4 protein-coding genes are annotated in these 12,764 nt (G+C 62.5%); all 4 read right to left on the bottom strand.

Translation table 11 applies throughout. From position 1 onward, the window contains the following. Positions 1-7,534: type I polyketide synthase (locus tag ACFPPD_RS20410; RefSeq protein WP_378083104.1), on the bottom strand; the 7,534-nt coding region annotated here is incomplete at its 3' end. A 46-nt stretch (positions 7,535-7,580) separates the two neighbouring features. Next, the gene (locus ACFPPD_RS20405; RefSeq protein ID WP_209749160.1) at positions 7,581-9,203 is read right to left on the bottom strand and encodes a type II CAAX endopeptidase family protein; all 1,623 of its coding nucleotides are present in this window, start codon (positions 9,201-9,203) and stop codon (positions 7,581-7,583) included. Further along, positions 9,200-10,483 carry an ACP S-malonyltransferase gene (fabD, locus tag ACFPPD_RS20400; protein ID WP_209749161.1) on the bottom strand — a complete coding sequence of 428 codons (1,284 nt, stop codon included), beginning with the start codon at positions 10,481-10,483 and terminating at the stop codon, positions 9,200-9,202. The genes ACFPPD_RS20405 and fabD overlap by 4 nt, the downstream gene beginning before the upstream one ends. Next, on the bottom strand, positions 10,480-12,764 hold a 2,285-nt coding region (locus tag ACFPPD_RS20395; protein ID WP_378083100.1), incomplete at its 5' end, for a non-ribosomal peptide synthetase. The genes ACFPPD_RS20395 and fabD, both read right to left, overlap by 4 nt.

The following is a 12,764-nucleotide window of genomic DNA, read 5'->3' as shown; positions in this document are numbered from 1 at the left end:
CGGCCATGAACCGCAGCCGCTCTTCGGGGAACTCCGGCGGCAGCGGCACGTAGGCGCCGCCCGCCTTCAGGATGCCGAGCAGCCCGGCCAGCATTTCCGGTGAACGCTCCGCCATCAGGCCGACGGGTTGCTCGGGCGCAAGCCCCGCGTCCAGCAACGTCCAGGCGATCCGGTTCGCGCGCTCGTCCAGCTCGCGGTACGTCAGCCGCTCCGCTTCGAACGCGGCGGCCGTCCGCTCCGGCGTCCGCTCCGCCTGCCGGCGGAACATCTCCGGCAACGTCAGCTCCTCCGGGTACGCGGCTTTCGTGTCGTTGAACGCTTCGACCACCTGACGCCGCCCCTCGTCTGACAACAAGCCGATGTCGGCCAACCTGGCGGCCGGTTGTTCGACGATTCCCAGCAGCAAAATCCGGAATGCTTCCACCCAGCGTTTCATCGTTTCCGCACGAAAGACCTTGGAAGCATATTGAACCGTGAGCGCCAGCCCGTCTTCCTCCTCCAGCGCCGACAGGCCGATATCGAATTGGGACACTCCGAAATCGAAGGGCACCGGCTTCACGGCGATATCCGCCGCGGACAAATCGGCGTGGGCCATATTCAGCATCGAGAACATCGTGTCGAAGAGCGGATTGCGACTTAAATCCCGCTCCACCCGCAGACGTTCGACCACGTCCTCGAACGGCGCTTCCTGCCGTTCGAGCGCGCGTAGCGTCTCTTCTTTTACGACTGCCAGCAACCGTTCGAACGTATGGCCGGGGTCCGCCGCGATCCGAAGGGCCAACGGATTCACGAAGACGCCGACCGTTTTTTCGGTATCGGGATGGACTCTTCCCGCGACGGGCGTGCCGATGACCACGTAGGACTGCCCGGAAAGCTTCATAAGCCAGGCCGCGTAGGCGGACAGCAGCACCATGAACGGCGTCGCGCCGGTTTGCTGCGCAAGCCTGTTTAAAGCGTCGGTCTGCTCCTTGCCCAAGCTTACGACAAGCTGAGACCCTTCCGTGCTTTTCACGGACGGGCGCGGATGATCGGCGGGCAGCTCCAGCTTCGGAATCGGCCCGGCAAACCGCTCCAGCCAGCTTTGCAGCTGCTCCTCCCGCCGAGCCGTTTCCTTCTCCGAGCGCTGCCAGACGGCATAATCCTTGTACTGCAGCCGCGGAGGCGACAGCACATACCCCCCGTAAAGCCGAAGGAAGTCTTCCATGAGCACGTTAACGGAAACGCCATCGGCCACGATATGATGAATATCGAACGCCATGGCGTGCCGGTTTTCCGTCAGCCGGAACAAGCCGACGCGGAACAGCGGCGCCCGGTGCAGGTCGAACGGACGGACAAAGGCGCGGAGAGCTTCCTTGAGCGGTTCTCCGACCGTGCCGTCTATGACGCTCGTGCCGTCCTCGACTTCCCATTCCGCGAGCTCGATATCGGCCGGAGCGCCAATCCTTTGGTAAGGCTCGCCGTCAACCAGGACGAAGGACGTTCTTAACGCTTCGTGCCGCTCCTCTAGCTGCCGGAAAGCCCGCCGAAGCTTTTCACGATCGATTTCTCCCGTCAGCATCAGCACCGTCGGAATATTGTACGCCGTTCCCTCCGGCTCGAATTGCTGGAGAAAATACATTCTTCGCTGCGCGGACGATACCGGATACAGCTCAGCTTCGGGCGCATTCGGTATTGCGCCTTCCTCAAGAAGCTTCGCATCCCCGTCCCCTGTCAAAAGGGCGGCCATCTGCTTGAGCCGAGCGTTGTCGAACAGATCGGCCAGCGTCACCCGTCTGCCGAATGTCCGAACGAGAAAGGAGACGAGCGAAGCCGCCTGCAGCGAATCGCCGCCGGCATCGAAGAAATGATCGTTTCGTCCGTACGGCCCGCCGCCCAGCAGCTTCTCCCACAGACGGGCGACCGCGGCTTCCGTCTCGTCGGCGGGCGCCTCGTACACGGATTTCGGATCTCGGCTCCCTTCCTCCGAATGCCCGTCCGCGTCCGGGAGGGCCACGACGTCGGAAGCTTCCGGATAACGAAGCGGCAGCAAATAAGCCCGGTGAAGCAGCCGCTCCTCGTTATCGAACGGGAGAAGCCAATCGTACGTTTTTATCCCGCTTTCAGCCGGTCCTGATTCCCGTACCGGCAAATACGGCCCCCGCTCCGGCTCCCCGGCCGCCGTCTGCCCGTAAGCTTCCTCCGTCGCGAAAGATATCCCTTCGTAATAAGCGACGTGCTTAGGAACGTCGGCGACTTGGGAGAGAAGGATCGCGAAGGGAACGGCTTCTCCGATCTCTCCGATTTCTCCGGCTTCTTGCCCCGCCGCCTCGCTCTTCATCCACCCGGACTCCTCCAGGAAACGTTCGAAAGGCCGGTTTTTGGCAGTCCGGCGGAACGCAGCGCGAAGCTCCGTACAACCGCGCGAGAGGGCAAACCGCTTCAAGCCGGCGCATACGGCTTGCTCGACGCCCCGCCCCAACACGCGGCAGCTGAGCAGAAAAGCGTCCACGACGAGCGCGGAGCCTTGCACGGTTGCCGACACCAGTCCGATCCGGCCGTATTCCCCGTACCGGTCGGCCGCCTCGACGATCCGCACGAAAGCGCCGTCCGCTTGCATCAAGCCGCGGATGTCCTTTTCCGTCCGGCGGACGCCGTTCAGATTGAACTGATTGGTCCGAACCGTCAGTTGGGCGGCCCGTTCAACCTCTTCGGGAGCCAAAGGACGCATGCTGATCTTAAGCCCGAGACTTTGCAAGTAATCTTCCAGCGTTACCTCCGGCCGCGCTGCCTCTTGCCGCCGGCGCTCGGCTTCGTAATTCGCCGCCCGCATCCGGTCTTCGTCCGTCACGCGCAGACGATCCCACGCCCACACGCGAGCCAGAAAAGCCGGCATCTCGTCTTCCTCAGGCAGCTTCAACGTCAACACTTCCGGACATTCCGCCATCATGCCCAAGCATTCCGCAGCGTTGTCGTCGACGAAGATCAGGCTGTCCAAGCCCAAATTCAGTTCCTCGGCAAGGCTCAGGACGTTGTCGGGCTTAGCATTCCAGTTAACCCGCCAGGCGGAAAAATGCTCTTTGCGAAGCACCATTCCCGGATTGCGGTCGAATACGTCCCACAGATCCGCTTCGTTGTTTTTGCTGCACAACGCAAGCAGCATGCCTTCGCCGCGCTTGCGCAGCAGCAGCTGCTGAAAAGCCGCGTAGGACGGCGATACCGTCACGCCCGTCGGGCCGTCTTCCCCGCACACGCCGCGCCACAGCGTATTGTCGGCATCGACGACGATGACCTTGAACGGATGGCCGTTCGCGCCGATCAAGGCGCGGGCGATTTCCGTTCCGATCGCGGCGAAGTATTCCTCCGTATAAGGAATGCGACCTTCCTCGTCCGCTACCGGGTCGTAGGCGCGATGAACCCGGTAACGGGCGGCCGTATCGGCGAAATCCAGCAAGCTCGCGTTCGCCGCCGCGGCAGCGCGGGCTTCCAAGCGATCGCGAAACTGCCGGACGGTCTCTTCCGGCAGTCTGCCGTACGGACCATTCTCGGCGAACGGCATCAGCGCGACGAAATGCGGGCCGTTGTTCGATCGCTCTCCGATGAGCCGGAAGATGCGGTCCAAATCGGCGTCCAATCGGTCCAATCCGTCGTCCGCCGATGCCGCATTATCGGAGTTATGCCAGTCTTCCGGCCGGATAAGCAGCACCGTCGCGGCGGCGTCTTCCGCCGACGCGGATTCATCGTTCAGCAGATGCTGAACGATCTGGTTATAAGGAGCGAACGTCAACCGGGGCTGAATTCCGAATTGGCCGAGCCATCGCCGAAGCGGCTTGGCGACCGGCTCCGACGTGAACGTCGACGCGATCCGCACGTCCAGCCGGCGTTTCGATTCGGGAAGCGGCCCGTCGTTCAGCTTTCTCCTTCGGTCGAGATCGGCTTCTTCCTCCGCTTCGAACAGCCGAATGCTTCCGACCGGAGAGTCGGGGTCTTCGGCCATCGCGGCCGCAAGCTCGACGAAATGTTCGGACAGGCGCGCGATCGTCGCCTCCCGGAACAAGCCGGCATCATACTCGATTACGCCCCGCAGCTCGCCGCCGGATCCGGGGAACAAATCCAGCTTCACGTCCAGAGCGGACGTATCCCGTCCAAGCGCATACTCGGAAAATGCCAAGCCGCCGGACACAAACCGCTCGCCGCCCGCGGCATGATTGTGAAACACGAGCATCGTGTCGTACAGCGGATTTCGCGAGCGGTTCGCTCCCGCGTTCAAAGCCGACGCCATCTCGTCGAACGGAAACTGTCCGTTGGCGTAGGCATCGAGCGTGCGCCTCTGGACTTCGTCCAGCACATCGCCGAAAGACACGTCTTTGCGGACCCGTATCCGCACAGGCAGAAAATTGATGAACACGCCGACGGTTTGCCGGAAATCCGCCTGATCCCGCCCGTTCACGAGCGACCCGACGATAAGCTCCTCCTGATCGGCGTAACGTCTCATCAATAGGCTATATAGCGAGAACAGGACCGTATGAAGGGAAACTTGCCGCCCTTTGGCTAACCGCTGAAGCCCCTCAACCAACTCGGTCCGGATCGTGAAGCGGAAAATGCCTCCGGCCGAAGTTTTCGTTTTCGGGCGCGGAAAATCGAGCGGTAGCCGCAGCTGCGGAAGCGGGCCGGCGAGCGCTTCTTCAAGCCAGTAAGCGCGCTGTTTCCGCATAGCCGGACTGTCGGCCTGTTCGCGCTGCCAACGCACGAAATCCCGGTAATCCGCGTTTTTGGGAGTCAGCGCGCGGCCGTCGTATAAGGCCGTCATCTCCTGAAGCAGCAGCGCGAGCGAGGCGCCGTCCGAGATCAGATGATGGGTGTCGAGCAGCAGCAAATGCCTGTCCGGCGACGCCGTGGCGACGCCGACCCGGAACAGGGGCAGACGGGATAAGTCGAAAGACCTGACGAAGGAAGCCGCGAAGGAAGGCCACTCGGCTTCGGAATCGACGCGGGACTGTTCCACCTGTACGACCGGGAACGGTTGAATTCGCTGCCGCGGTTCGCCCTCGTCCGACCACTCGAACGTCGTCCGCAAGCTTTCGTGCCGTTCCGCCAGCTTGACGAATGCGGCCCGCAGCCGTTCCGCATCCAGCGGTCCGTCTACGGCATAAGCGAGCGGCATATGGTGGCGGAGTTCGGCTCCGGCAAGCTGGCTAGCCAGGAAAATGCGGAGCTGCGCCCGGGACAACGGATGGACGTCCGGAACGGCGGAAACGGGCGTTTCTTCGCCCGTATCTTCGCCCGAACGTTCCGCCTTCGTCCGACCCTCCGAGGACGTCGCGTCCCCGTCGATGTAAGCGGACAGGGCGGCTACCGTCGGATGACGCATCAGATCGGCGATCCCGATCTCCCTGCCGAACCGCTCGCTCAACTGGCCGACGATTCGCAGCGCAAGGATGGAGTCTCCGCCCAATTCGTAATAATGATCGCCTATCCCGATTTCGGTAAAGCCTAGCGCACTTCCCCATGCGCCGGCGACGGCGAGCTCGGTAACCGAATATTCGTCTTCGGCCCTGCCCGTCAGGCGGACGGTGCGTTTGCTCGGATCGACTGCCGTCGATGCCATTGCCGCGATATCGTCGGCGCTCTGTTCCGGATAGCGATAATGAGCGAACGACGACGCTTCCTCCTCCACCCAGCACCGGGTCCGGTCGAAGGGATAAGCCGGCAAATGGATTTTCCGGCAATCTTCTTCCGCATACAGCGTCTCCCAATCCCAGCTTCCGCCTTCCGCGTAGGTCCGGCAGAGCTTTTCCGGTGAAAAGGTCAACGCTTCTTCCACCTCTACAAGCATGGGAATCGCGGCTCCATCCGTCCGCCCGAGCCAGATGCCGTCCAAGCTGCGGACCGAACCCCATCCGCCCAAGCCCAACGACGTCTGCGGGTTCCGCAGCGCCTCCTCCAGCATCCGAAGCTTCTCCCGTAGCTCGCCGGGCGAACCGGCCGTTAACGCGGCCCGATATTCGTAATGCCCCCTCCCCGTATTCGCGGTATAACAGAAATCCCTTAACGAAACGGCTTGCCCGCCCGGCTCTTCCAGGAATCGGGCGTAGCTTCCGGCCATACGGATCAGAGCCGTTTCCGTCTTCGCCGACAACGCCAGCGTCCAGAGCCGACCGTCATCCTCCGCAAGTGGCCGCCCCTCGGTAAGCGGAGCTTCTTCCAGCACCGCATGCGCGTTCGTCCCGCTCATGCCGAACGAGCTGACGCCCGCCCTGAGCGGCGAAGAAGATTCCCCGCCGTCCCACGAACGCAGCACATCGCTGACGTAGACCGGGGAATCCGCGAACGGAATGTCCCGGTTCGGCTCCCGGAAATGCAGCATCGGAGGCAACTGCCGATGCTGCAAGGCGAGAGCGGTTTTGACCAGTCCGACGATGCCCGCAGCCGTATCCAGGTGGCCGTAATTCGTCTTGACGGAGCCGACCGCGCAAAACTGCTTCCGGTCCGTATAGCGTTCGAACGCCCGCGTCATGCCGTCGATCTCGATCGGGTCGCCGAGCCGCGTGCCCGTGCCGTGCGCTTCGATATAGCCGATCGTTTCGGGATCGATGTCCGCGTCCTGCCACGCGCGAACGATCGCCTCTTCCTGCGCGCGCCCGTTCGGCGCGGTAATGCCGATGGAGGCGCCGTCCTGATTGATCGCGCTTCCTTTGATCACCGCATAGACGGCGTCCCGATCGCGCAGCGCCTTGCCGAGAGGCTTCAGAAGCACCGCCGCGGCGCCTTCGCCGCCGCCCGTGCCGCTCGACGAATCGTCGAACGTCCGCGCCCGGAAGTCGGACGATTCGATGCCGATACGGATGCCCATATCGACGGGCAGCAAATAGGTTTTGACCCCGCCGACGAGCGCTTGCTCGCATTCCCCGCCGCGGAGCGCCTGCACGGCCAGATGAAGCGCGACGAGCGAGGACGAGCAAGCCGTATCCAAGGTCATGGCGGGGCCTTTGAGATCCAGCAAATACGAGATTCGGCCGGCCACGATCGAAGACAAGTTGCCGGGAATCGCGAGCGACAGCGAAGCCGGGTCCCTCTCGGCGATCAGCCGTTTATAATCATGGAACGCGTCGCCGTTGTAGCCGATATAGACTCCCGTTCGGCTGCCGGCCAGCTTGCGCCCGCCGTAACCGGCGTCCTCGATCGCGCTCCATGCCGTTTCCAGCCACAGCCTCTGATTGGGGCTCATGAGCGCCGCTTCTTTCGGAGACAGGCGGAAAAACCGGCAGTCGAACTTGTCGATTTCGTCCAAATAAGCGCCGTCGTAGTAAGACGCCGTCCCGCCCGGAAGCTTCGTCCCGGACAGAAGCGATTCCACGTCCTTGCGGCGCGAAGCGGGAAACGGGCCGACGGCGTCGAATCGACCCGCCACCCGGTCCCACAGCTCGCGGACGTCGTCCGCTTTCGGCAGCCGGACCGCCATGCCGATGACGGCAATGTCCCGATGGGACGTCTCCTCCACCGTTTCCGTCCGCTCGTCCGATGCGCCTACACCTTCCCACCATGCGTTTCCCAGCAATCCGATTCCTCCCCGTACCGTCATGATTGTCGTCGCGAGCGCCCGGTCAGGCACCTATGCGCACATTCTCCGCCGCAGGCCGGATGTCGGCGGCAGGCTTACTGATTTTCCACAGCCCGTACAAGAGCGCCAATATCGCCGCGGAGCTGACGCCCATTACCGCGTACAAAACGCCGCCCTCCGGCAATCCTTCGCTATGCCGAATGATATAGTAAGCGGCGAATAGCACGAATTCGTTAACGATGGTCAGCCAGATCGAACGGAACCACACGTAGATCAATCCGAAAATGACGGCGCCGGCCGTCCCGTACAGCATGAGCGGAATGTCCCCGGAGAAAAACAGAATGCCGTAGAAAACGCCGGTGACGATCATCGCCGCGGGCAGCGGCAGCGCTCTTCGCAATTCGTTAAAGATCAACGCCCGGAACAAAATTTCTTTGTACACCGAATTTATGACGAAGAAGCTGAAGAAGACCCAGGCATTCTGCGCGAGGAAAAAACCGACGATGCTCTCGAAGCCCGGAGCGGCCTCCTTGACCTGCGGAATGCTGAACAGGCTCATCACCCACAGCGCCATGCACACCGCCAGCGCAACGTTCAGCGCGTGCGTCTTGACTCCGGCTCTGCGGAACTGGGCAATGGCGATCAAATCTTTTTTGTAAAACCGTTTCAGCACGAAATAATAGAGCGGCATCGCGAGCAGGGCGTTCGTATATAACCCGATGATGCCGTGATCGCGCAGCTCCGGGTATTTGGGCAGCACGGCCTGCTCCCAGATGATGACCAGCAATTGCAGCAGCCCGTAGTAAATGCCGACGTAAACGGCCAGGTTTCCGAGCATGACCGCGTATTTTTTCACGAAAGCGGCCCCTTTGTACATGAATGCCAGCGTTCCGGCAATCGTCAGCAAAGAGGCAACCGCGATCGCTAGCAGCAGCAAGTCGGGCAGCTTGGCCATCGCTTCGTGCAGTCCCCATTCCCGGGTGATCATGATCAGGCAGTTGACGATCGCGCCGATTCCGATGGAAGCCCACAGCGAATTCATCCGGAGATAGACGAGGCAATAGAGCACGCTGAGGAAAAACGACGTGACGCTGATCCAAAAAGAAGGCTGAAAATAGCCGTAAATCAGCGAGGTAACCGGCAACGCCAGCCAGACGGGCATGCCGGCGCGCAAGGAATTGAACACGATGCCCCGGAATAGCAGTTCCTCGAAGCAGACGGCCAGAAATCCGACGCCGACAAGCACGTAGATGAACTGATCGGCCTTGCTGAACGTGTCGACGTAGTTTTCGAAATCCTGCGTATGGTTCCGAACCCATGACAGCTTCATGACGGCAAGAAACAGCAACGTGCAACCGACGCCGATCACGGCGATTTGCGCCCATTGTCCCGCTTTCAAGGGGGCGAATCGCGCGGTTCGGAGAATGCCCGGACGATTTCCGTTCGTGATGAAGAAATAAACCTTGGATAAGAGTATAAAAAGGACGAACGCGATACCGAATACGACGCACAGGAACACGGGGATATTGCGATCCATGAACGCCCGGTAATCCGGGTAAGGCTTCAGCAGCAGCGCGTCGTGCAATACCGTAACGAGCCAAAACGCGAGCAAATAGACGGCTGCGTACACAATGGATCCTACTAGGGTCGACAGCTTGGATTTCACTTCGCAACGCCTCCTTTATTAAATGTAAACAGATGCGAGGTACCCGTCTCTTCGATAAGACCGGAAAGTCTGAACAGCCTTTCTTCGGGCTCGGTCCCTTTCGTATCGAACACGCTTTGCAACATATCCCATCCCAGGCGAAGCTCGTCTTCGGTCGGAACGGAGCCGGTTCGCGCCAGCTTCTCCACTTCGCGGTACGGTTCGAGCACGCCCCTGCGATAGGCATCCGGATCGGCATTGCGGTTTCTCGTAGCCGCCGCGATGCCGAGACAACGGGGCAAGAAGGCCGCGGCTGAACCGCGCGTCGGTTCCGAAAGGCCGAGCCGCCTGCCGAGACGGTTTGCCAATTCCGTCGAATCGTCTGCCGGCCAAGCATCGGCGTTCGGCGCGAACGACTTCCACAGTCGGGTAAGCACCCGTCCCGGCCCTGTCTCGACCGTCTGATCGGCTCCGAAGGCAAGCATCGTTTCCATGCAGCTCAACCACCGGACGGGCTCCGTCATTTGGGCGGTCAGCAGCCGGATCAAGCTTCCCGGATCGCCGTCATGCGGCCGGCCCGTCACGTTCGACAGGACCGGCCAGCGGGGAGCTTGAAAGACGCAAGCCTCCAATTGCTCCCGCAGCCGCTCCGACGCTTCCTCCATGCAAGGACTGTGAAACGCCGCGCTTACGTTCAGCGGGGTAAAGCGGACCGGCGAATCCGCGCTTGCGTCCGCGTCCGTGTCCGACAGAAGCTTTTCCAGCCTTCCGAGGGCATCCCGGTGTCCCGATACGGTCCGCTGATCCGGTGAATTGATCCCGGCAAGCACGACGATAGAATCCGCTTCGCTCGCTTGCAGAAGCAGCTTCTCCAGCCGTTCGCCGGAAATTCCGCCGACGGCCGCCATGCCCCCCGATCCGCTCCGGGCGGCCGCCTGCATGAATTCTCCCCTTTTGCGGACGAGCTTGACGGCATCGGCGAAAGCGATCGCTCCGCTGCAGGCCAGCGCCGAGAACTCTCCCAGGCTGTGTCCGGCTCCGATCGCGGGCCGGATAGCCCCCTCTTCCGTCAACACCCGAAAGGCCGCGACGCTGTGCGTCAGAATCGCGGGCTGGGCGTTCTCCGTCTCCGTGAGCTCGGCCAGATCGCCATCCGCGCAAAGCCGCAGGACGTTCCAGCCCAGCGCGTCGCTTGCTTCCTCGAACGTTTCCCGCGCGACGGGATAACGCTCTGCAAGGGATTTCCCCATCCCGGCATATTGGGAGCCTTGACCGGGAAACAACAATCCGACTCTCGTCATTTCGGTTCCTCCCTGTGGCCCGCGGCGGTTTCCTTGCGGAATGCGGCGGGCCGTTCTCGGACTCGGGCTTGCAAATCATTCGCCATGCTACGGCACAACATCGGGAACGCCTGCAGCAGCTCCTTGACGTTCTCCTTGCGGAGCTTCCCCGCGTCGTACTCGACTTCGAGCGTCCATTCCGGCCCTTCCGTCCGAACGACGATCGACAAATCCGCCCATTGCTTCCATGGCTTCGGAAGCTCCTCCGACGGCCATTTGCGATACATCGGAATAACGGTCGCATCCGCTCCCCGGGCATCCGGATCGGGAAGATCGGGCGCGCCGGTTCCGCCGCCGAACGGCAGCGCGCGAAGGGAATCGAGCAGTCCGGAAAATCCGTTCACGGCGTTCAAGTCGATCGACGCCAATCTGACGCTTCGACCGAATCCGGACACCGGCAGGTCGAACCTCGGCTGCCGAAACATTTGGGCCAAGACGACGATCCACAGGCCAAGCGACGTCAAATCCGGTTCGGCCCGTTCGAACTCGGCGATAAGGCGGAGCTGTTGAACGGTTGCCGGGCTGAGCGCCAGACGGAGATAATCCCCCGTCCGCGCGTGCCGGTGAACGGGCCGCCAACGTTCAGGCACGCCGAGCGGGACGATGGAGATGCCCGCCGGTTCGCCGCTCTGCCGATCGATGTAGGCCGCAAGCTTGGCGATGGTGGGGTAAGCGAATAAATCCGTTACGCTCAAGTTCCCGCCGATTCGTTGCTCGAGCATCTTGTGCATCCGGATCAACAGCAGCGAATTGCCCCCGAGCTCGAAGAAGTTGTCGCCCGTGCCGACCCGCTCACGCTGCAGCAGCTCCCGCCACAGGGTGGCCAGTTTCTCCTCCGTCTCGCTCTCCGGCGCCGCGTAGGCCGTTCCCGTCGCCATCTCCGTTTCCGGCTCCGGCAGCGCCTTGCGGTCCGCCTTCCCGCTTGCCGTCAGCGGCATCGATGCGAGCTGAACGAACGTGGCCGGAATCATGTAATCCGGCAGCCGCCCGGCGCAGTGCGCGCGCAGCTCCCCGGACGTGCATGCCCGGTCCGCCACCACGTAGCCGACCAGCCGTTTGTCGCCAGCTCCATCGTCCCGTACCGCGACCGCCGCCTCCGACACCGCTTCGTGCAGCAGCAGCGTCCGCTCGATTTCCCCAAGCTCGATCCGGTACCCCCGAATCTTCACCTGGTCGTCGATCCGGCCCAGGTATTGTACCTGACCGTCTTCCATCCACCGCGCCAAATCTCCCGTCCGGTACATCACCTCGCCAGGAACGAACGGGTTCGGTACGAACTTCTCCGCCGTCAGCTCCGGCCGGTTCGCGTATCCCCGGGCCAATTGGATCCCGGCAATGCACAGCTCCCCGGGCACCCCGATCGGCTGCGCCTGCCCTTGTCCGCCGACGATATACACCGACGTGTTATCGATCGGCCGGCCGATCGGCACGAAATCCAGCGCGCTATCCGCTTCGCATTCGTGTACCGTCACGTCCACCGTCGCCTCCGTCGGGCCGTACAGGTTGACCAGCTTCGCGCCCTCAAGCCCAAGCGTACGGGTGAGCGCGAAGAACCGGTCCGCATGCGCCCGGTGCAGCGCCTCCCCGCTCGCGAACACCCGCTTCAGCGTCGCCAGCTTCTCCTTCAGTTGCCCGACCGGCTCCGCGTGCGCCGTTTCCAGGAACGCCGCCAGCATCGACGGCACGAAATGCATCGTCGTCACCCGGCGGCGGGCGATCGCTTCGATCAGCTGCCCCGGGTCCTTCTCTGCCCCCGGCGGTAGGAACGCGACGGAGGCGCCTGCCAGCATCCACCAGAATAGCTCCCAGACGGAGACGTCGAAGCTGTACGGCGTCTTCTGCAGGATGACGTCGTCCGCGCCGAGCGGATACGCCTTCTGCATCCAATGCAGCCGGTTGACCACCGACCGGTGGCGGATCATGACGCCTTTCGGGCGTCCCGTCGAGCCGGACGTATACAGGATGTAGGCCAGCCCATCCGGCGACGCGGCGGATGCGGCGGACGCGCCCCCTAGCGCGAGCCCGTCTGCCAGCGCATCCGCGACCCGCACGTCCGCATCCGGCGCATCCACATCCGGCACGTTTGCTTCCGCCATGCCTTCCCGCCATCTCGCGTCGTCCAGATCGATCCGCTCGACGGCCGGCGCCGCCTTCTCCGCCGCGGACAGCCAGCGCCGCTGCGCGCAGATCAGGCGGATGCCGCTATCTTCGGCCATGAACCGCAGCCGCTCTTCGGGGAACT

The sequence above is a fragment of the Cohnella suwonensis genome (genome assembly GCF_042655365.1).
GTDB classification, from domain to species: Bacteria; Bacillota; Bacilli; order Paenibacillales; family Paenibacillaceae; genus Cohnella; species Cohnella suwonensis.
This window is presented reverse-complemented; position numbering and strand designations above follow the sequence as displayed.